Here is a 20,462-nt window from a genome sequence, read left to right on the forward strand (position 1 = left end):
TGCGCGGCGGAAGCCGGTTCGACTCCGGCACGGACGCGCCACTGTGTGGGTCGACGACCGGACGGTCGTCGACCCGAGTCAGACCCGCCACCGCAGGCGCCGTCGTGCCGCCGGCGCGATGTGGACCGCACGACGCCGGGCGCGCATCCCCGGCGAGGAGTACACCTGTGATCACGCTGCTCTCGACGTCCGACACCGATCTTCGGACGGCCGCCACGTGCGGCGCGGACTATCGCGTCGCGAATCCCGCCCGCATCCTCATCGACGACCTTCCCGGTCTGCTGGACGGCGCCGATCTCGTCGTGGTCCGACTGCTCGGCGGAAAGCAGGCGTGGGAGGACGGGCTCGCCGCGGTGCTGCGCGGTCCCGCACCGGTGATCGTGCTCTCCGGCGAGCACAATCCCGATCCGGACCTCATGGCGCTGTCGACGGTTCCGGCGGGTGTGGCGGCCCAGGCGCACGACTACTTCGTCGCCGGAGGCCGCGAGAATCTGGTGTCGGTCCACAACTTCCTGTCCGACACCGTCCTGCTCACCGGACTCGGCTTCGACGTCCCCGTGCAGGCACCCGACTGGGGCGTCCTGGACCGCCCCGCCGGCGACCTGCCCGACGATTCACCGCGTGTCGGCGTGCTGTACTACCGCGCCCAGCACCTGGCCGGGAACACCGACTACATCACCGCACTGTGCGATGCCGTCGAAGCGGCGGGGGCTCAGGCCGAGGGCGTCTTCTGCGCCTCCCTGCGCACCGCGCCGGACGATCTCATCGCCCACTTCGCCGGATACGACGCCCTGATCGTCACGGTTCTGGCCGCCGGCGGCGCGACTCCCGCCCTGGCCTCCGCCGGCGGGGACGACGAGTCGTGGAACGTCGAGCGGCTGGCCGCCCTCGACATCCCCATTCTCCAGGGACTGTGCTCCACGTCGTCGCGCGCCGACTGGGAGGCCAGTGACGACGGCATGACGCCCCTCGACGTCGCCAGTCAGGTCGCGGTGCCCGAGTTCGACGGCCGCATCATCACGACGGTGTTCTCGTTCAAGGAGTTCGACGATAACGGCCTGCCGTACTACGCACCGGACGCCGAGCGCTGCGCCCGGGTGGCCGGGGTCGCGGTCTCGCACGCGCGCCTGCGCCACATCGACGCCGGCGACAAACGGGTGGCGCTGCTGCTGTCCGCGTACCCGACCAAGCATGCGCGCATCGGCAACGCCGTCGGCCTCGACACCCCCCGCAGCGTGGTCCACGTCCTGCGCGCCCTGCGAGCGGCGGGCTACGACGTCGGGCCGGCGACCGGTGACGACGCCGTCCCGGGATTCGGCGATACACCCGCCGACGACGATCCCGACGCACTCATGCACGCCCTGATCGACGCCGGGGGACAGGATCCCGACTGGCTCACCGAGGAGGCGCTCGCCGCCAATCCCGTCCGCGTCTCGGCGGCCGACTACACGGAATGGTTCGCCACCCTGCCGCGCGAACTCCGCGACGCGGTGGTCGAGCACTGGGGGCCGCCACCCGGCGAGCTGTTCGTCGACCGCAGCGCGAACCCCGACGGCGATCTGGTGATCGCGGCCATGATCTTCGGCAACGTGGTCCTGCTCGTGCAGCCGCCGCGCGGTTTCGGTGAGAACCCGGTCGCGATCTACCACGACCCCGACCTCCCGCCGACTCACCACTATCTGGCGACGTATCGGTGGCTGGCGTCGCGGCCCGAACGGGACGGTTGGGGATTCGGCGCCGACGCCGTGGTGCACGTCGGCAAGCACGGCAACCTCGAATGGCTGCCCGGAAAGATGGTGGCGATGTCCGCGTCCTGCGGCACGGATGCCGCGCTGGGCGACCTGCCGCTCATCTACCCGTTCCTGGTCAACGACCCGGGTGAGGGGACACAGGCCAAGCGCCGGGCGCACGCCGTCCTGATCGACCACCTCATCCCGCCGATGGCCCGCGCCGAGACCTACGGCGACATCAACCGGCTCGAGCAGCTGCTCGACGAACACGCGAACATCTCGGCGCTCGATCCGGCGAAACTGCCGGCGATCCGTCAGCAGATCTGGACGCTCCTCACCGCAGCCAAGATGGACCAGGATCTGGGTCTGGCCGAACGGCCCGAGGAAGACGTCTTCGACGACATGCTGCTCGACGTCGACGGGTGGCTCTGCGAGATCAAGGACGCCGCGATCCGGGACGGACTCCACGTGCTCGGGCAGGCGCCCGACGGCGAGACGGAGGTCGACCTGGTGCTCGCGATGCTGCGGGCACGCCAGCTGTGGGGCGGGGCGCACACGCTTCCCGGCCTGCGGGAAGCCCTCGGGCTGGTGGAGAACGGGTCGGCCCGCGCCGACGTCGACCGCGTCGAGACGCTCGCCCGCGACCTGGTCACGGCATGCGCCGCCGGGGACTGGTCGGCCAACGCGGTCGAGTCGGCCGCGGCCGGTCACCCCGCCGCGGTCCGCGACATCCTGTCGTTCGCGGCGACCGAGGTGATTCCACGCCTGCGGGCCACGACGTGCGAGATCGACCGCGTCCTGGAGGCCCTCGCGGGTGGTTTCATCCCCGCCGGGCCGAGCGGATCTCCGCTCCGCGGGCTGATCAACGTGCTCCCGACCGGACGCAACTTCTACTCCGTCGACCCCAAGGCCGTCCCGTCACAGCTCGCCGCCGAGACCGGTCGGGCGATGGCCGACTCGCTGCTCGAGCGGTACCTCGCCGACCACGGGGAGTACCCGAAGTCGGTCGGACTGTCGGTCTGGGGCACGAGCGCCATGCGCACCTCGGGCGACGACGTCGGGGAGGTGCTCGCCCTGCTCGGCGTCAGTCCGGTGTGGGACGAGGGATCGCGCCGGGTGGTCGACCTCGAACTGATCCCGCTGCAGGAGCTCGGTCGGCCGCGCGTCGACGTGACCGTCCGGATCTCCGGGTTCTTCCGCGACGCCTTCTCTCACGTCGTGGCCATGATGGACGACGCGGTGCGCCTCGCTGCGGACGCCGACGAACCCGACGATCAGAACTTCGTGGCGGCCCACGCCCGCGCCGCCGTCGCCGAGCACGGAGACGTGCGCCGCGCCACCACCCGGGTGTTCGGTTCGCGACCCGGGACCTACGGCGCCGGGCTGTTGCAGCTCATCGACTCCAAGCAGTGGCGCACCGATGAGGATCTGGCAGCCGTTTACACCGAGTGGGGCGGCTACGCCTACGGACGCGGTCTGGACGGTGTGGCCGCGGTCGACGACATGCGGGCGGCCTACCGTCGGATCGCGGTGGCCGCGAAGAACACCGACACGCGCGAACACGACATCGCGGACTCCGACGACTACTTCCAGTTCCACGGCGGGATGGTCGCCACGGTCCGCGCACTCACCGGATCGAGTCCGGAGGCCTACATCGGCGACTCGACGCGACCCGACTCGGTGCGGACCAGAACACTCCACGAGGAGACCTCCCGGGTGTTCCGCGCACGCGTGGTCAACCCGCGATGGCTGTCGGCTATGCGCCGCCACGGATACAAGGGCGCATTCGAGATGGCCGCGACCGTCGACTACCTGTTCGGCTACGACGCGACGACCGATGTGGTCGCCGACTGGATGTACGAGCAGCTCACCGAGCAGTACGTCCTCGACGAGACCAACCGGGAATTCCTCGACTCGGCGAATCCGTGGGCACTGCACGGGATCACCGAACGGCTCCTGGAGGCCGTCGAACGCAAGATGTGGGCGGAGCCGCCGCCCGAGATGCTCGACGAGCTCCGGAAGGTCTACCTGGAGGCCGAAGGCGACATCGAGGGACGCTCCGAGGAGCGGTGATGGCGCTTCGGGAGCAGAATCGCCGTCTCGTTCGTTGACCCGGTGAACGCACGAGAGGACGAGACATGAGATTCATCTTCGTCGCATACGTCGTGGCCGAGATCGCGGCGTTCTGGGCGATGGCCCACTTCCTGTCGGTGGGCTGGGCCCTGCTCATCACCGTGGCCGCCGCCGGGATCGGATACGCCGTGCTCGGCGCCCGAGCACGCGGTCTCGGGACCGACGTGCGCCGCGCGATACGGCGCGAGACGGCGCCCGGCGGTGCACTGACCGACTCTGCGCTCTTCGCCGTGGCCGCGATCCTGACGATCCTCCCGGGCGTCGTGTCGACGGCCGTCGGTCTGCTCCTGATGACGCCGCCGCTGCGCGCCGTGCTGCGTCCACTCGTCGCCGCCGCGGCGGCGCGACGCGCATCGATCCTGAGCACGCCGATGACGACGGTGACCACCGGCCGTTTCCGTGGCACCGATTTCCGGGCGGGCGATTTCAGAAACAGGGGGTTCACGGACGGAGTCGTCGACGGCGATGTGGTCGACACCACCGTCCGCAATCCCGACGGATCAGTGCACGTCGATCAGCCGTCTCTTCCCGAGCCACGCGATCCCTGACGGCCTCGGCGGCACGCGACCCCGGAGTTCTGCGAGACTGTCCACTGTGACTACGCAGTTACTTCTCGGCGGCTCCGTGTACTCGTCCCCGGCAGTTCCCGACGCCACCGCGATGGCGGTCAGCGACGGGACCGTCGTGTGGGTCGGGTCCGACGAAGTCGGTCGCGCCCTGCACCCCGATGCGGAGATCATCGATCTCCGGGGACGGTTCGTCAGTCCGGCCTTCGTCGACGCCCACGTCCACCTCACCGACACCGGTCTCGCACTCGGCGGCCTCAACCTGTCGGCGGCCACGAGCCGTACCGACTGCCTGCAGCGGATCGCCGAGTTCGTCGCCGGGAACGACGACGAGATCATCTGGGGGTTCGGCTGGGACGCCTCGGCGTGGGACCGCTCCGTACCGGGGGAGGACCTGCCGCCCACCACCTCGGACATCGACGCCGTCACCGGCGGGCGGGCCGTGTACCTGGCCCGAATCGACGAGCACTCCGCAGCCGCGTCGAGCGCTCTGCGCGCGCTGGTCCCCGGACTGGACTCCGACCACGGCTATTCGCCGGAGCAGCCGCTCGTCGCCGATGCGCACCACCGCGTGCGTGCGGCGGCGCGAGCCCTCATCACGCCGGCGGCGCGACGGCGCGCCCAGGTCCGAGCGTTGGACCACGCGGCGTCCCGCGGCGTGGCGTCGGTGCACGAGAACGGGGGACCGGACATCAGCGGGATCGCCGACTTCTCGTCGCTCGCCGATCTCGACCACCCGGTGATCCTCCGGCGCTACTGGGGTGAGGCGGCCGCCGACGAGGACGAGGTCCGCGAGATCCTCGAACGGACCGGCGCCGACGCGATCGGCGGCGACCTGTTCGTCGACGGTGCGCTCGGGTCGCACACGGCGTGGCTGTCGGAGCCGTACAGCGACCGGACCGGGGTCAGCGGTGTGGCGTACCTCCACGAACAGACCCTTCTCGACCATCTGCGGGCGACGACTGCCGCCGGGGTCCAGGCAGGATTCCACGTGATCGGCGACGCCGCGACCGCGGCGGTCGCAGCGGCGATGACGGCCCTCGTCGACGAGGTCGGGACGGCGGCGCTGGCGCGGTGCGTGCATCGACTCGAGCACGCGGAGATGGTGACCCCCGAGCAGGCCGAGATCTTCGCTCGGTGCGGGATGGTCGCCAGCATGCAGCCGCTGTTCGACGCCGCGTGGGGGGGAGCCCACGACCTGTACGCCCGCCGTCTCGGCAATCCGCGCGGACTCGGACTCAACGATTTCGCGATGCTTGCCAAGGCCGGTGTCTCCCTGACCTTCTCCAGCGACTCTCCGGTCTGCGACATCGACCCCTGGGCCACGGTCCGCGCCGCCGCGCACCACCGCACCGAGAGCAGTTCCATCTCGCCGCGAGCCGCGTTCGCCGCATCCACCCGCGGTGGATGGCGTGCCGCCGGAACCGGTGACGGCGTGACCGGCACGCTCGTTCCGGGCGCTCCGGCGCACTACGCGGTCTGGGACGTGGACGAGTTGATCGTCGCGGCCGCCACCGAGGGCGTCCAGCGCTGGTCGACCGATCCGCGGTCGCGGGTGCCCGCACTGCCCGACGTCGCTCCCGGCGCCCGTCTACCGCGGTGCGTGCGGACCGTCGTCGCCGGCACGACCGTCTTCGAGAGCGAATGACGATCCGCTGGTGGCACCGCGTGCTCGGTGCCGCCGCCGCGGGTGCGCTCATGTACGCCGCATTCCCCCCGCGGGACCTGTGGCTCCTGACACCGTTGGCGCTGGCGGTGCTGTACGCCGTGCTCACGGTCGGACGACCGTCGGTGCGCAGCGCCGCCGGCTCCGGTTTCGTCTTCGGTCTCGCTTTCTTCGTGCCGCTCCTGCCGTGGATCGGCGAATACGTCGGCCCGCTCCCGTGGCTCGCCTTGGCCACCGTGATGGCGGCCTACCTGGCCGCCTTCGGCGCACTCGCCGCGGTGCTGATGCGGCGATGGCGTCTGCGTCCCCTCTGGTTCGCTGCGGCCTGGGTGACGATCGAGGCCGTTCGGTCGGCGTTCCCGTTCGGCGGCTTTCCCTGGGGGAGGGCCGCCTTCAGCCAGACCTCCGGATGGTTCCTGCCCCTGGCGTCCGTGATCGGCGTCCCCGGTCTCTCCTTCGTCCTCGCACTCGTCGGCGCCGCCGCCGCGACTCTCGTCGTCCGGATGGTCGACGCACCGCGCGGGCTCCGGACGGCCGGTGTCCTGTCGGCACTTGCGGCCCTCATCGTCCCGCCCGTCGTCGGTGTGGCGCTCGGGGGCGCGGGAAACCCCCTCACCACCCGGACCGGGAGCATCGACGTCGCCGCCGTGCAGGGAAACGTGCCGCGCCTGGGCCTCGACTTCAACGCGCAGCGGCGCGCCGTCCTGGACAACCACGTCCGCGAGACGCGGCGACTCGGCGCCCGCGTCGACGAGGGCCGCGCACCGCGACCCGATCTGGTCCTGTGGCCGGAGAACGCCGCGGACTCGTCACCGGCCGTCGATCCCGAGGCGGCCGTCGCCATCCGCTCGGCGGTATCCGCCGTGGGGGCGCCGCTGGCGTTCGGTACCTGGATGCGCGACGACGGTCGGCTCTACAACTCCACACTGCTGTGGTCCGAACACGACGGCATCGCCGATGAGGCCCCGTCGGGCCGGTACGACAAACACATCATCCAGCCGTTCGGCGAATACCTGCCCTGGCGGGACTTCTTCCGGCTGTTCTCGTCGTATGCCGACCGCGCGGGAGACTTCGTCCCCGGTTCGGGTCCGTCGGTCCTCACGGCCGACACCCGGCACGGGGAGGTCGTGGCGGGGGTCGCGACGTGTTGGGAGATCGCCTTCGACCGCGCACCGCACGCCTCGATCCGAGACGGCGCGCAGTTCCTGTACGTTCCGACCAACAACGCCACGTTCGGTCGCACCGAGATGACCTACCAGCAGTTGGCGATGTCCCAGGTGCGCGCCGTCGAGACCGGCCGCAGTGTCGTCGTCGCCGCGACCAGCGGCGTCAGCGCCGTGATCGCCCCCGACGGGACGCTGATGCGTGAGAGCGGATTCTTCGAGCCGGCCGTCCTCGAATCGACCATCGATCTGCGCTCCGGCGAGACCCTCGCGGTCCGTCTCGGCCCCTGGCCCGAGCGTGCCGTCGTCGCCGCCACGGGCGCGGCATTTTTGGTGGTGCTCGCCGGAGCCATTAGCCTCGATGTGTTCGCCGGTCGGAGGAGACCGGCTGCGGAGAAGGAGCACGATGACCAGCAGCCAGCCTGAGTCGCGGATCGTCGACGCCGACGGTGCGGGCGGCCTCGTCGTCATCCCGACGTTCAACGAGCGCGAGAACCTCCCGATCATCGTCGAGCGGCTCCTCACGGCCCAGCCCGGCATTCACGTCCTGGTGGTCGACGACTCGAGTCCCGACGGGACCGGTGACGTCGCCGAATCGCTCGCCGCCGACGATGCCGCCGACCGGGTCCACGTGATGCACCGGACCGTCAAGGACGGGCTCGGCAAGGCCTATCTCGCCGGTTTCGCCTGGGGCCTCGACCGCGACTACCGCGTGATCGTCGAGATGGACGCCGACGGCAGTCACGCACCCGAGCAGCTGTATCGTCTGCTCGACGCGGTCAACGCCGGTGCGGACCTCGTCATCGGTTCTCGCTACGTCCCCGGCGGTGAGCTGGTCAACTGGCCGAAGCGTCGGGAGGTCCTCTCCAAGGGCGCCAACACGTATGCACGCCTGATGCTCGGCGCTCGCGTCAAGGACATCACGGCCGGCTACCGGGCGTTCCGCCGCGAGGTCCTCGAAGGCATCGGACTCGACGAGGTCGACTCGGCGGGGTACTGCTTCCAGATCGATCTCGCATGGCGTTCCCTGCAGAACGGATTCACCATTCGGGAGGTGCCGATCACGTTCACCGAACGTGAGATCGGCGAGTCGAAGATGGATGGCGGCGTGATCATGGAGTCGTTTCTCAACGTCGCCCGCTGGGGGATCCGAGGACGGCTGTCTCCGCGTCGTCGGTGACGCCCCCCGACGAGCGACGGGCCGCGGCATCGTGCCGCGGCCCGTCGTCTCACATCGTGACGTGTTCGGGGATCAGGAGACTCCGCCGCCCCGGCGACGCTGCTTGAGCAGGTCCAAGCGCTCGGCGAGGAGCACCTCGAGATCTTCCTCGGAGCGCCGCTCCAACAGCATGTCCCAGTGGGTGCGCGGCGGCTTGCCCTTCTTCTCCTCGGGTGCGTCGCCGTCGATCAGCTTGCCCTCCATGCCGTTCTTGCACGGCCAGGTGGCGGGGACCTCGGCGTCGTCGGCGAACGGGATCTCGAAGATCTCACCGTTGTCGGTCCGGTACTGGACCATCCGACGCGGCGCGAGGTCGTGGTCGCGATCGGTCTCGTAGCTCACCGCTCCGAGTCGACTACCGCGCAGGACTCGATCAGCCATTCAGGGTTCCTCTCACAGGATCGGGGATCTCCACCATTCTACGCGCTCCCGCGACGCGGTACCGTCATGGTGTGTCCGCCACCGCCTCGAACGGGTCGCCCTCACGCCACCGCCCCTATGCGTGCTCCTGGTGCGGCCGCGAGATGGTCGACTCCGAACTCGGCCGCCGCCGCAAGTACTGCAAACGGTCGTGCCGTCAGCGCGCGTATGAACAGAGAACACTCCTCGAAGGCACCTCTATTCCCGCCGACGCCGTGATCTTGAGCCCGGCCGAGGCCGCCGACCTCGGCGACCGCATGTTCGAACTGCGCTGCGCCGCCGAGGACCTGTCCACGGCGATAGCCGAGGACGCCGAGCGCGACACCCTCGGACGCCTCGCCGACGAACTGCTCGAACTCGCACACCGCGCCGAAAGTCTCCGCTGACCGCCCCATTCGACCGCCTCCGATTCGGGCGATCTTCGCGGAGAGCGACATCACCGTCGGCCCATCACGCGGCGTCACTAGACTGGACGGTTGTGAACCACGATCGGCGCCCGGCACAGGATCCGGAACATCGCGACGACGCGCCGCCGTCCCCGCTGCATCGGGCCGGCGAGCTGCTGTCACGGACCGATCGCAGCGCGGCGGCGATCCGCGCCGCCCAGCTCGCCCGACGGCTCGCGCCGACCGACGGACCGCTCCCGGCGGCCGACCGGGCCTCGGACCGGGTGGCCCGCCTCCTCAACGACGTGCGCCCGGATCGGCCGAGCGCCGTCCGCGAACTCGGTCTCGCCTCGGTGGCGGTGTGGCAGTCCCTCGTGGAACGCCGCCGACCCGACCCCGCCCGTCCGGTGCCGGCCACGATCCTCTTCACCGATCTCGTCGGATTCTCGTCGTGGGCGCTGCGCGCAGGCGACGATCAGGTCCTCGACCTCCTGGAGTCGGTGAACTCGGCGTGTTCGGCCGTGATCGGCGGACACGACGGCCAGGTCGTGAAAACGCTCGGCGACGGCACCATGGCCGTCTTCCTCGACGCCGCCGAAGCGATCGCCGCCGCACACGAGGCCGTGGTCGCGGTCAGCGCCATCACGGTCGGCGACTTCCGTCCCGAACTGAGAGCCGGTCTGCACACCGGACATCCGCGTGCGGTCGGGGACGACTTCCTCGGCATCGACGTCAACATCGCCGCCCGGGTCTGCGACGCTGCGGGCGGCGGCGAGGTCTACGCCAGCGAGAGCACCCTGGCGCACGTGGATCCGGCGGCGTACACGACACGCCGGCGGCGGTTCTCGGCCAAGGGGGTGCCGAAAGACCTCAGGGTCTTCCGAGTTCTTCCCCGGTACGATCCGCCTGCCATACCGTGAGAGCATGACGACCGACCGCGGCTTCTTCGGCCATCCGCGTGCACTCGGGACGCTGTTCGGCGTCGAGATGTGGGAGCGCTTCTCCTTCTACGGGATGCAGGCCATCCTGGCCTACTACCTCTACTATCAGGCCGCCGACGGCGGACTCGGATTCGACGAGGGGTCCGCCAAGAGCATCGTCGGCGCCTACGGCGGCCTGGTGTATCTGTCGACGGTCCTCGGCAGCTGGATCGCCGACCGCCTGCTCGGTTCGGAGCGGACGCTGTTCTACAGCGCGATCGTGATCATGGCGGGACACATCAGCCTCGCCGCGATCCCGGGCGTCCCCGGGCTCACCGCGGGTCTGGTGCTCGTCGCGATCGGCAGCGGTGGCGTCAAGTCGACGGCGACATCGCTGGTCGGCGACCTCTACAGTCCCGACGACCTGCGCCGCGATGCCGGATTCTCCATCTACTACATGGGCATCAACCTCGGCGGATTCCTCGGACCGCTGCTGACCGGCTACGCCCAGGACCACGTCGGCTTCCACCTCGGTTTCGGGCTCGCCGCCGTCGGGATGTTCCTGGGCATCGTGCAGTACGCGGTCACCCGACATCGCTTCGATGACATCGGACGCTCGGTACCCGATCCGTTGCCGCGGGAGGCGCGCCGACGGGTCGTCGGCATCGGCGTCGTCGCGATCGTCGTCGTGATCGTGGCCGCCATGACGGGCCTGCTCAAAGCGTCCACGCTGTCGACCGTCGTCGTCACCGTCACGGCGATCGCCGCCGCCGGCTACTTCGCGGTCATCCTGACCAGCCGCGCCATCACGTCGGTGGAACGCAGTCGCGTCGTGGCCTTCGTCCCCCTCTTCCTCGCCTCGACCGCCTTCTGGGCGCTGTTCCAGCAGCAGTTCACCACGGTCGCGGAGTACTCCGACAAGCGCTTGAACCGCGAGATCTTCGGGTGGACGATGCCCGCATCGTGGGTGCAATCGATCAACCCGGTCTTCATCATCGTCTTCGCCGGTGTCTTCGCCGCCATCTGGACGGCCCTCGGACCGCGGCAGCCGTCGACTCCGGTCAAATTCGCGATGGGCACCGGCATCATGGGCGTCGCGTTCCTCTGTTTCATCCCGATGGCCGGCGGGGGACCGGGGAGTGCACCGCTCCTCGGACTGGTCGGGATCCTCTTCCTGTTCACCATCGCCGAGCTCTCGCTCTCGCCGGTGGGCCTGTCGCTGTCGACCAAACTCGCGCCCGCTGCGTTCCACACCCAGATGGTGGCGCTGTTCTTTCTGTCCGTCGCCCTCGGCAGTGCGCTGGCGGGCACACTGTCGACGTATTACGACCCCGACGACGAGGCACCGTACTTCTGGATCATCGGCCTGAGTTCCCTGGCCGTCGCTGCACTGCTCCTGGCGTTCCGGGCACCCATCAGGCGTCTCATGAGAGGCGTCCTGTGATGGCCGTCTTCGACGACGGTGAACTGGAGGAGTACTACCGTCGGATCGAGTCGCGGACCTTCGCGGCGAGTGCTCGTCCCACGCGGCGCGTACGGCCGCCTTCTCTCCCCGTGTCGTCCTGTCCGACACCGGAGAAGATCGCGTACCCGGATTCGGCAGCCGTCGCCGGTGCGATCCTCGCGATCTCCCGGTCGTCGACCGCGAGGACGATGCTGCGCTCCTACGAGTGCCGATGCGGTGCGTGGCACTTGACCAGCGCAGTACCGCGACCACCGGCATAGCGGCACCCCACCGGCGATCCCCGGCACCGGCACAGACAGCCACCAGAACAGACAGCGGTCCCCGGCAGCGTGATGCTGCCGGGGACCGCTGACGTGATTTGTTTCAGCGCACGGTATGTCTCAGTGCGCGGTCACGATCGGACCCTATCGGGGTGAACCCAGGACCGCGACCGGCATGTTCGCCAGCTGCAGGTTCAGGCGCTCGGTGGCGCTCTGGTTCATCCGTTCCGCGATTCGGTGCACGAACTCCGTGAACTTCGACGTGGTGCTCTTCGACGTAAGGGTCGAACTGGTGCTGCTCTGCATAGTGAACGCCCTCCTCCGCTTCTCTCAAGTCCACTTCACTGTAACCGCAGCGCCACGTTTCGTCAACCTCCATTGGGTGGCGGTTAACCTTCCGTTCACTTTCGTCGGTTCGTGTTCACCCGACGACCTAGCGGACGAGTGCGGCGAGCCGTTCGACCTCGTCCACGGAGCCGGGGGAGACCAGCATCGTCGTGACACCGGCAGCCTCCCACCGCGCGATCTGTTCGCGGACATGCCGCTCGTCTCCGACGATCGCCGAGTCGTCGACCACCGCGTCGGGGATGACGGCGGCGGCCTCGTCCTTGCGGCCGGCCCGGAAGAGCGCCGTCACCTCGTCGACCACGTCGCCGTACCCCATCCGCCGGTACACCTCGGCGTGGAAGTTCGTGTCCTCGCTGCCCATTCCACCCATGTAGAGCGCCAGGAACGGCTTGATCCCGGCGTACGCCGCGGCCGGGTCGTCGGTCAGGACGATCTGCGCCACCGCCGCGATCTCGAACGTCTCACGGGTCCGCCTCGCCCCGGCCCGCGCGAACCCCTCGTCGAGCCATTCGTTGTACTGATCGGCCATCCGCGGTGTGTAGAACAGCGGAAGCCACCCGTCGGCGATCTCCGCGGCCAACGCGATGTTCTTGGGCCCCTCCGCACCGAGGAGGATCGGGATGTCGCTGCGCAGCGGATGGACGATGGGCTTGAGCGCCTTGCCGAGTCCCGACGCGTCGGGGCCGTCGTAGGGGAGCCGATAATGCGGGCCTGCGCTGGTGACCGGTTCCTGCCGCGCCCAGACACGCCGCATGATGTCGATGTACTCGCGGGTTCTTGCCAGCGGTTTCGCGAACCGCTGGCCGTACCAGCCCTCGACGACCTGGGGACCGGAGACGCCGAGACCGACCACGTGCCGTCCGCCGGAGAGATGGTCCAGCGTCATCGCCGCCATCGCGCACGCCGTCGGAGTCCGCGCCGACAGTTGCAGGACCGAGGTGCCGAGCCGCAGTCGCCGCGTCGACGACCCGTACCACGACAGCGGCGTGTAAGCGTCCGACCCCCACGCCTCCGCGGTGAAGACCGAGTCGAAACCCGATCGTTCCGCAGCCTCGACGAGGTCGCGATGATTCGACGGCGGTGTGGCGCCCCAGTATCCGAGTTGCAGTCCGAACTTCATCCCTCGACCCTAATCGAGGCGAGTGTGCGTCAGCTCACCGTCGGTCGCCGTGACTCAGGTCGTAGACCCGCGCCCCGCCGTCGGCGCAGCTCCGGGTCAGCAGCCGTCGGGGCACCTCGACGAGCATCTGGTCGATGACCCCCTGCTCGATGCCCGCATGCAGCAGGTCGGGCACGACGCGTCCGGTGATCTGCAGGTAATTCCAATCGGGTGCGACCTCGCGCATCGTGTCGGCGTCGAACCACTCGCTGTAGCAGAAGGCGTCCTGCGACAGCGAGATCCGATCGCCGTAGCCGCGCCGCAGCAATTCGAGAAGGGTGGCGAACCTCGTCTCGTAGGGGAGCAGCACGTCGAGGCCGAAGCGGTCGAGGCCGATGACCGACCCGGCGTCCGCCAACCGCATGAGGTAATCGACATCCGCCGTGTCCCCGCAGTGCCCGATCATCACCCGCGTGGCGTCGACGCCCTCCTCGGCCAGGACGCGCTGAGCGATCAGACCCGACTGCGTGTGCGGGTTCGTGTGAACGAGGACCGGTGCTCCGGTCGCCACCGCCGCTCGGCCGACGGCCCGCATCACCCGCTCGACGCCCTCGCTGAGCCCCTCCGCCTCGATGGCGCAGTACAGGAAGCCGGCGGTGACCCGAGTGTCGCCGATCCCCTCGGTGAGATCGGCGATGAAGCGCTGTTCGAGCGGATCGGGAACGTCGAACCCCAGCCCCGGCCCCGTGTAATGGAACGGGAACGGCAGGTCGTGATAGGTGTACAGGCCCGTGGCGACGACGATGTTGAGGTCGACGCGTTCCGCGACGCGCGCCACGCGGTGCACGTTTCTGCCCAGACCCGCCACCGACACGTCCATGAGGGTGTCGACTCCGGCCCGGTGCGCCTCGTCGAGCAGCGCGACGGCCTTCGCCACCTGATCGTCCTCGTTCCAGCCGGGATCGAAGTTCAGTCGGTGGTCCTCGTTGACCACGAAGATGTGCTCGTGGGTCAGGACGGTTCCGAGGCTGTCGGCCGGGACGGGCCCCGTCACGGTGTTGATGCCGTCCATGATTCCTTCCGCCGCACTCGCTAGAACCGACCGTCGCCCCACGACGGCGCAGACCCCGAACCAACGTATCGGTCTGCGGCGCCGTGCGTGCCCGGTACGGATGAAGCCGTCACACACCGCCGGGACTGCCCCCGACGGGCGACGGGCATCCCGGGTGGTCCAGGTCACGTCCGGTTACTGTGTACGCATGCTGAGCGCGGGCCAGACATTTGCGGGCTACCGGATCGAGCGACTGCTCGGGGCCGGCGGAATGGGCGAGGTGTACCTGGCCGCGCATCCGCGCCTGCCGCGCCGGGACGCCGTCAAGGTGCTGCCCGCCGAGCTGACCGCCGACCCGGTCTATCGGGCCCGGTTCACCCGGGAGGCCGATCTGGCGGCCCGGCTCGATCATCCGTCGATCGTCAGCGTCTACGACCGCGGGGAGGAGTCCGGGCAGCTGTGGATCGCGATGAAGTACGTGCCGGGGGAGGACGCCGAGGCGATGCTGCGACGTTCCGGCCCACTGGTCGGCCCGGATGCGGGGGAACTCGTCACGGCCGTCGCCGACGCGCTGGACTACGCACACGCCCACGGAATGATCCACCGCGACGTCAAACCCGCCAACATCCTGATCGACGCGACCGACGCGACGCGCCGCAAGATCTACCTCTCCGACTTCGGTGTGGCCCGCACCATGGCGAACAACACCGCGCTGACCGCCGCTAACCTGACGGTCGGTTCGATCCAGTACGCGTCGCCCGAACAGCTGCGAGGCGTTCAGCTCGACGGCCGATCCGATCAATACGCGCTGGCCTGCACCGCCTTTCGACTGCTGACCGGCAGACCGCCCTTTCCACTGGCGACGCCCACCGACATCATCACCGCTCACCTCCAGGCGCCCCCTCCGCGCGTGAGCGCGCACCGCCCCGAACTGTCCGCCGCCGTCGACGACGTTCTCGCACGGGCGATGGCCAAGGACCCGGCGGCGCGCTACGAGTCCTGCGCCCGCTTCGCCGGTGACCTGGCGACGGCCCTGCGCGCTCCCGGGCCCGGCCGGAGTCCGTCGGCACCGTCGCCCGCGTACGCACCGACGATGCTCAACACTCCGTCACCGGAGCCCCCGCAACGCCCGACGGCGCGATACACGGCCCCCGGAGCACCGGACTCGGAGGTTCCGCCGGGCTATTCGCCGTACCCGCAGAGCCCGGCGCCCGGTTGGTACGGACCGCCTCCCGGCCTGCACGGCGGCGCGGGTCCCGCGCAGGCGCCGCCCATCCCGGGCCACGGCGGTACCGGCGGACTGAGCGGACGGACGATCGCCCTGATCGCACTCGGTGTCGTGATCGTCCTCGCCGCCCTCGCCGTCGGGGCGTACTTCCTGTTCCGCGACACCTCATCGTCGTCACCGGCGGCGGCCTCGACGTCACGGTCGTCGTCGTCGAGCGTCTCGGCCGACAGTTCCGCATCGCCCACACCGGCGACGGACCCCCGCGTGGTCGGCGGCGTCCCCACGGAATGCACCGTCGGTCGCACCACATCGACGCAGTCGACGACCACGATTCGCGACGGTGACATCTGGATCCCCGAGGAGAAGATGCCGCGCGGGTGGCGGCCCGACACCTACACCAGCCTCCCGTACGTGACGTCCGCGGCCGGGGTCACGGCCGCGCGGCCCGAGGGAACGCGCGGCTGGGCCGCACAGATCACCGTGGGGACGCTCCCGGCCGACTTCACCGGATCCACCGAGGCCATCGCCCGAAAGTTCCTGTCATGTCTGCCGGAGAACCCCGGATACGACACGGTGTCACCGTCGCCCCCGTCGCCGGGTGCGCCGATCAACCGGACGATGGAGGACCGTGTCACCGAGTACACGCTGATCAGGGCGCGGATCTCCGTGAGCGGCGGTCCCTCACGGGTCACCGGCGACGACATCGTCCTCGTGGTGGTCGGCACGACACCGAAGACCCTCGCGTTCGGGGCGAGTCCGACCGGAGACGCCAGGACGTCCCGCGAGGTCGAGACCGCCGTCACCGGACTGCTCACCCCGAAACGGTGACGGACCCGGACTCGAGCGACGCTCTGCGGCGACTGCACCGATCGGCGGGCCCCGGTACGGCAGAATGTTCCACATGCCAGCACCCGCCAGAGACGCCGACGCCGTCGCGCCCGCCGACCGCCACGATCTGATCCGCGTCCGCGGTGCACGGGTCAACAATCTCGCCGACATCGACGTCGATCTGCCCAAACGGCGACTGACGGTCTTCACCGGCGTCTCGGGGTCCGGCAAGACCTCACTCGTGTTCGGAACGGTCGCCGCCGAGTCGCAGCGCCTCATCAACGAGACCTACAGCGCCTTCGTCCAAGGCTTCATGCCGACGCTCGCGCGTCCCGACGTCGACGTCCTCGACGGGATCACGACGGCGATCATCGTCGATCAGGAGCGGATCGGCGGCAACCCGCGCTCGACCGTCGGCACCATCACCGATGCCAACGCCATGCTCCGGATCCTGTTCAGCCGCATCGGCACCCCGCACGTCGGGGGTCCGAACGCGTTCTCGTTCAATGTCCCGACGGTGCGGGGGAGCGGCGCCATTCGAGTGGAGCGCGGCTCGGGCGCGACCGCGGTCAAGACCTCGTACGAACGTCTCGGCGGAATGTGCCCGCGGTGCGAGGGGATGGGCACCGTCTCCGATTTCGATCTCTCGGCGATCTTCGATCCCGAGTTGTCCCTGTCGGCGGGGGCGCTGAAGGTTCCGGGATACAGCATGGACGGCTGGTACGGACGGATCTTCGGCGGCAGCGGGTACTTCGACATGGACAAACCCGTCGGCGCGTTCACCGACCGCGAACTCGACGATCTGCTGTACCGCGAGGCGACGAAGCTGAAGGTCGACGGGATCAACCTCACGTACGAGGGTGTGATCCCGAAGATCACCAAATCGATGCTGTCCAAGGACATCGAGTCGGTTCAACCCCATGTCCGGGCCTTCATCGAACGCGCGGTCACCGCGACCACCTGTCCGGACTGTGAGGGGACCCGGCTCGCCGAGCACGCTCGAGCCTGCCGGATCGACGGCGTCGGCATCGCGGACGCCTGCCGCATGCAGATCACCGATCTCGCGGAATGGGTGCGGACCGTCGAGGACCCGTCGGTGGCGCCGCTGGTCGACGGCCTGCGAGCCACCCTCGACTCGTTCGTCCAGATCGGCCTCGGCTACCTGTCGCTCGACCGGCCGACCGGCACGTTGTCGGGCGGTGAGGCGCAGCGCGCCAAGATGATCCGGCATCTCGGCTCCGCGCTCACCGACGTCACCTATGTCTTCGACGAGCCGACCGTCGGCCTGCACCCGCATGACATCGCTCGGATGAACGCCCTGCTGCTGCGCCTTCGGGACAAGGGCAACACCGTGCTCGTGGTGGAACACAAACCCGAGGCGATCGCGATCGCCGATCACGTGGTCGACATGGGTCCGGGGGCGGGCGTGCACGGTGGTCGAGTCTGCTTCGAGGGCACCGTCGAGGACCTGAGTCGGGCGGACACACCGACGGGCCATCACCTGCACGACCGCGTCTTCCTCAAAGACGATGTGCGCACCCCGACCGGTGCGATCGAGATCCGCGGGGCATCCAGAAACAATCTGCGCGACGTCGACGTCGACATCCCCCTCGGCGTGCTCACCGTCATCACCGGCGTCGCGGGTTCCGGCAAGAGTTCGCTCATCCACGGTTCCATGCCGCGCGACGTCGACGTCGTCTCCGTGGATCAGACGGCGATCCGCGGATCGCGTCGCAGCAACCCCGCCACCTACACCGGACTGCTCGACCCGATCCGCAAGGCGTTCGCGAAGGCCAACGGCGTCAAGCCCGGACTGTTCAGCGCCAATTCGGAGGGCGCGTGCCCGACGTGCAAGGGCGCCGGGGTGATCTACACCGATCTGGCCACGATGGCCGGGGTGTCGACACCGTGCGACGAATGCGAGGGGAGACGCTTCGACTCCGCCGTCCTCCAGTACACGTTCGGCGGCCGCGACATCAGCGAGGTCCTCGCGATGTCCGTCGACGAGGCCGCCGCATTCTTCGGCGACGGCGACGCCCGCACACCGGCCGCCCACAAGATCCTGACGCGGCTGGCCGATGTCGGACTCGGCTACCTCACGCTCGGGCAACCGCTGACGACGCTGTCCGGGGGCGAGCGTCAACGTCTCAAATTGGCGACGGCGATGGTCGAGAAGGGGTCGGTGTACGTGCTCGACGAGCCGACCACCGGCCTGCACCTCGCCGATGTTCAACAGTTGCTCGGGCTTCTCGATCGGCTCGTGGACGCCGGCGGGTCGGTGATCGTGATCGAGCACCACCAGGCCGTCATGGCGCACGCCGACTGGCTCATCGACATCGGTCCCGGTGCGGGCAACGACGGTGGGCGGGTCGTCTTCACGGGGACCCCGGCCGATCTCGTCGCCGGGCGGTCGACGGTGACCGGGGAGCATCTCGCGGAGTACGTCGCCGATGTCTCGCCGAGCACTCGGAGGCCCGTGACGGGCGCCTGATCAGGCGTGCGCGTGCGCGTTCACGGCCGCGGCCGAGTCGCCGACCACCACGGGCACCGGTGCCATCGTCGTCATGAACGATTCCGCACGGCGTTCACCGGATCGTGCCGCGCGGGCTCGGCCTCCCGGCAGCTGCGCCGCCAGCGATCGCGCCACGTTCAGGCCGATCACCATCGGGGGATACCAGGGCACGGCGACACCGGAGAAGCCGAGTTTCCGCAGTGCCCCCGGACCGAGGAAGGCGAAGGCGATCCCCATGTGCTGGGAGCGCGCCAACGCCCGGCGGAACCGGGGAAACGTGTCATAGTGCCACTCGTCGGGGTCGTCGAACATCGGCATCGCCAATTGCCGCGAGGTCTCGTCGGGAGTCGACAGTGCCGCCGAGGTGTGGGCGAGGATTCGGATGGCGTCGCGGAAGTCGCGCGGGAGGAACTCGTCGTCGACGCCGATGAGCCACCCGACGTAGCGGGTGAGGTGTGCGACGGCCTCGTACTCGCGCGGCGAGTTGACCAGGCCCAGACCGGCCACGCCGACCGACGGGGCCACCAGGGAGCCGACGAGGGTCGCGGCCATATCGGTCTGATTCACCGGAACGCCGAACAGGTCGTCATCCCAGTCCGCCATCCCGCCGACGTGACGGCGGACCATCGAATGGATGAAGCGCACCCGGATCGTCGACCGATAGCCGGCGCCGCCGACCTCCAGCCCGCCGGCGCTGATGACGTCCAGCGCCCACCGGGATGTTTCCGCGAACCGTTTGTTCGAGCCCTTCTTGAGCGCCCCGGTCCGCAGGAGGGTCTGGTTGAATCCGGAGAACAGGTAGCCGCCCATCAGGGCGACGTCGCGGGCGATGTAGAGGCCGTCCGTGCCGCCGCTCTGCATCACCTGCGCGGCCAGTACCAGCTGGTCGCGATCCACCCAGTCCGGTGTCCGCTCGGCGTCGCGGAAGAACTGCTCCATCGCCGCGGGCGCCCCGGCGACCGAGTCGATGCCGTCGGCGAGCGCCTTCTCGAACAGGGGCCGCGTCTCCCGCATCCCGGCGGCCGACATCGCGTCGACCACCGCGTCCATCGCGGGGTCGCCCTCCATGAGCGCGCTGCCGAGTCTGGCGAACTCGGCGTCGGTCGGCGGGTCGATCCTCAGGAGTCTGCTGAAGATCTCGATCCCTTTGGGAATGCGGCACGGTTGGTCCGGGTGCCTCGCCGGCGCTGCTGCTGTCATGGTGTTACCCCGATCGGTCGTGACGATCACATCTGCTTCCACGCTAAGCCGTCGCGTGCGATGAGTCCAGCAATTCGTCTCAACCCGCTGGTCAACGCTTCATCGAGAGCTTGAACGGCCGTCACGGACCCGCTGCCGCGCACGCGGCGGAACGGGGAGTTCCCCGCGAATCCCCGAATCGTGCGCCGATCCTGATCTACGGTCGACAGGAGAGAAGAAAAAGGAGCGAGGCCCTGAACGCAATCTGGGAATTCATTTCACACCGCAA

The 20,462-nt window shown here is 69.3% G+C and carries 15 protein-coding genes; 10 read left to right on the forward strand and 5 right to left on the reverse strand.

Annotated elements, in window-relative coordinates:
* Positions 1-167: 167 nt before the first annotated feature.
* From cobN to G528_RS0104620, 5 genes are all read left to right on the forward strand, one after another.
* The gene (cobN, locus tag G528_RS0104600; RefSeq protein WP_026917951.1) at positions 168-3,803 is read left to right on the forward strand and encodes a cobaltochelatase subunit CobN; all 3,636 of its coding nucleotides are present in this window, start codon (positions 168-170) and stop codon (positions 3,801-3,803) included.
* Between the two features lie 65 nt (positions 3,804-3,868).
* The gene (locus G528_RS0104605; protein ID WP_026917952.1) at positions 3,869-4,411 is read left to right on the forward strand and encodes an FxsA family protein; all 543 of its coding nucleotides are present in this window, start codon (positions 3,869-3,871) and stop codon (positions 4,409-4,411) included.
* A 46-nt stretch (positions 4,412-4,457) separates the two neighbouring features.
* Positions 4,458-6,077 carry an amidohydrolase gene (locus G528_RS0104610; protein ID WP_026917953.1) on the forward strand — a complete coding sequence of 540 codons (1,620 nt, stop codon included), beginning with the start codon at positions 4,458-4,460 and terminating at the stop codon, positions 6,075-6,077.
* On the forward strand, positions 6,074-7,684 hold the full coding sequence (gene lnt, locus G528_RS0104615; RefSeq protein WP_035718858.1) for an apolipoprotein N-acyltransferase: 1,611 nt from the start codon (positions 6,074-6,076) through the stop codon (positions 7,682-7,684). The genes G528_RS0104610 and lnt overlap by 4 nt, the downstream gene beginning before the upstream one ends.
* Entirely contained in the window at positions 7,665-8,438 is a 774-nt protein-coding gene (locus G528_RS0104620) for a polyprenol monophosphomannose synthase (RefSeq protein ID WP_035718860.1), read from the forward strand. Before lnt ends, G528_RS0104620 begins: the two co-directional genes overlap by 20 nt.
* A 72-nt stretch (positions 8,439-8,510) precedes the next feature.
* Here G528_RS0104620 and G528_RS0104625 read toward each other — a convergent pair whose 3' ends face one another.
* On the reverse strand, positions 8,511-8,858 hold the full coding sequence (locus G528_RS0104625; protein WP_026917956.1) for an RNA polymerase-binding protein RbpA: 348 nt from the start codon (positions 8,856-8,858) through the stop codon (positions 8,511-8,513).
* 143 nt (positions 8,859-9,001) lie between these two features.
* Here G528_RS0104625 and G528_RS0104630 point away from each other — a divergent pair, with 143 nt between their 5' ends.
* The 3 genes from G528_RS0104630 to G528_RS0104640 all read left to right on the forward strand — a co-directional run bounded on the left by G528_RS0104630 (position 9,002) and on the right by G528_RS0104640 (position 11,647).
* On the forward strand, positions 9,002-9,283 hold the full coding sequence (locus G528_RS0104630) for a hypothetical protein (RefSeq protein WP_026917957.1): 282 nt from the start codon (positions 9,002-9,004) through the stop codon (positions 9,281-9,283).
* A 92-nt stretch (positions 9,284-9,375) separates the two neighbouring features.
* Positions 9,376-10,203: an adenylate/guanylate cyclase domain-containing protein gene (locus tag G528_RS0104635; protein ID WP_026917958.1), complete on the forward strand. Its 828-nt coding sequence runs from the start codon at positions 9,376-9,378 to the stop codon at positions 10,201-10,203.
* 4 nt (positions 10,204-10,207) lie between these two features.
* Complete coding sequence (locus tag G528_RS0104640; protein WP_035718863.1) at positions 10,208-11,647, forward strand: peptide MFS transporter; 1,440 nt, start codon at positions 10,208-10,210, stop codon at positions 11,645-11,647.
* A 425-nt stretch (positions 11,648-12,072) separates the two neighbouring features.
* Here the strand turns inward: G528_RS0104640 and G528_RS18390 are convergent, their stop codons facing one another.
* The 3 genes from G528_RS18390 to G528_RS16385 form a co-directional block, all read right to left on the reverse strand.
* Positions 12,073-12,234 carry a hypothetical protein gene (locus tag G528_RS18390; protein ID WP_156890347.1) on the reverse strand — a complete coding sequence of 54 codons (162 nt, stop codon included), beginning with the start codon at positions 12,232-12,234 and terminating at the stop codon, positions 12,073-12,075.
* Between the two features lie 127 nt (positions 12,235-12,361).
* Positions 12,362-13,396 (reverse strand): LLM class F420-dependent oxidoreductase, encoded by a 1,035-nt coding sequence (locus tag G528_RS0104655; RefSeq protein ID WP_026917961.1) that lies wholly within the window; start codon positions 13,394-13,396, stop codon positions 12,362-12,364.
* A 34-nt stretch (positions 13,397-13,430) separates the two neighbouring features.
* Positions 13,431-14,447 carry a phosphotriesterase family protein gene (locus G528_RS16385; protein ID WP_051198277.1) on the reverse strand — a complete coding sequence of 339 codons (1,017 nt, stop codon included), beginning with the start codon at positions 14,445-14,447 and terminating at the stop codon, positions 13,431-13,433.
* A gap of 187 nt (positions 14,448-14,634) precedes the next feature.
* On the opposite strand from G528_RS16385, the gene G528_RS0104665 reads away from it, so the two are divergent.
* Positions 14,635-16,482, forward strand: a complete 1,848-nt coding sequence (locus tag G528_RS0104665; protein ID WP_026917962.1) for a serine/threonine protein kinase — start codon at positions 14,635-14,637, stop codon at positions 16,480-16,482.
* A 73-nt stretch (positions 16,483-16,555) separates the two neighbouring features.
* Complete coding sequence (locus tag G528_RS0104670; protein ID WP_156890348.1) at positions 16,556-18,973, forward strand: ATP-binding cassette domain-containing protein; 2,418 nt, start codon at positions 16,556-16,558, stop codon at positions 18,971-18,973.
* Here the strand turns inward: G528_RS0104670 and G528_RS0104675 are convergent, their stop codons facing one another.
* Complete coding sequence (locus G528_RS0104675) at positions 18,974-20,194, reverse strand: oxygenase MpaB family protein (RefSeq protein WP_026917964.1); 1,221 nt, start codon at positions 20,192-20,194, stop codon at positions 18,974-18,976.
* Positions 20,195-20,462: the final 268 nt, after the last annotated feature.

The organism is Gordonia shandongensis DSM 45094, assembly GCF_000423025.1.
Classification (GTDB): domain Bacteria; phylum Actinomycetota; class Actinomycetes; order Mycobacteriales; family Mycobacteriaceae; genus Gordonia; species Gordonia shandongensis.

Coding starts and splice junctions, on each gene's coding strand:
- G528_RS18390 (WP_156890347.1), bottom strand. CDS start 12,234: ATGCAGAGCAGCACCAGTTCGACCCTTACGTCGAAGAGCACCACGTCG.
- G528_RS0104665 (WP_026917962.1), top strand. CDS start 14,635: ATGCTGAGCGCGGGCCAGACATTTGCGGGCTACCGGATCGAGCGACTG.
- G528_RS0104670 (WP_156890348.1), top strand. CDS start 16,556: ATGCCAGCACCCGCCAGAGACGCCGACGCCGTCGCGCCCGCCGACCGC.
- G528_RS0104655 (WP_026917961.1), bottom strand. CDS start 13,396: ATGAAGTTCGGACTGCAACTCGGATACTGGGGCGCCACACCGCCGTCG.
- G528_RS0104625 (WP_026917956.1), bottom strand. CDS start 8,858: ATGGCTGATCGAGTCCTGCGCGGTAGTCGACTCGGAGCGGTGAGCTAC.
- G528_RS0104620 (WP_035718860.1), top strand. CDS start 7,665: ATGACCAGCAGCCAGCCTGAGTCGCGGATCGTCGACGCCGACGGTGCG.
- G528_RS16385 (WP_051198277.1), bottom strand. CDS start 14,447: ATGGACGGCATCAACACCGTGACGGGGCCCGTCCCGGCCGACAGCCTC.
- G528_RS0104640 (WP_035718863.1), top strand. CDS start 10,208: ATGACGACCGACCGCGGCTTCTTCGGCCATCCGCGTGCACTCGGGACG.
- G528_RS0104605 (WP_026917952.1), top strand. CDS start 3,869: ATGAGATTCATCTTCGTCGCATACGTCGTGGCCGAGATCGCGGCGTTC.
- G528_RS0104630 (WP_026917957.1), top strand. CDS start 9,002: ATGGTCGACTCCGAACTCGGCCGCCGCCGCAAGTACTGCAAACGGTCG.
- lnt (WP_035718858.1), top strand. CDS start 6,074: ATGACGATCCGCTGGTGGCACCGCGTGCTCGGTGCCGCCGCCGCGGGT.
- G528_RS0104675 (WP_026917964.1), bottom strand. CDS start 20,194: ATGACAGCAGCAGCGCCGGCGAGGCACCCGGACCAACCGTGCCGCATT.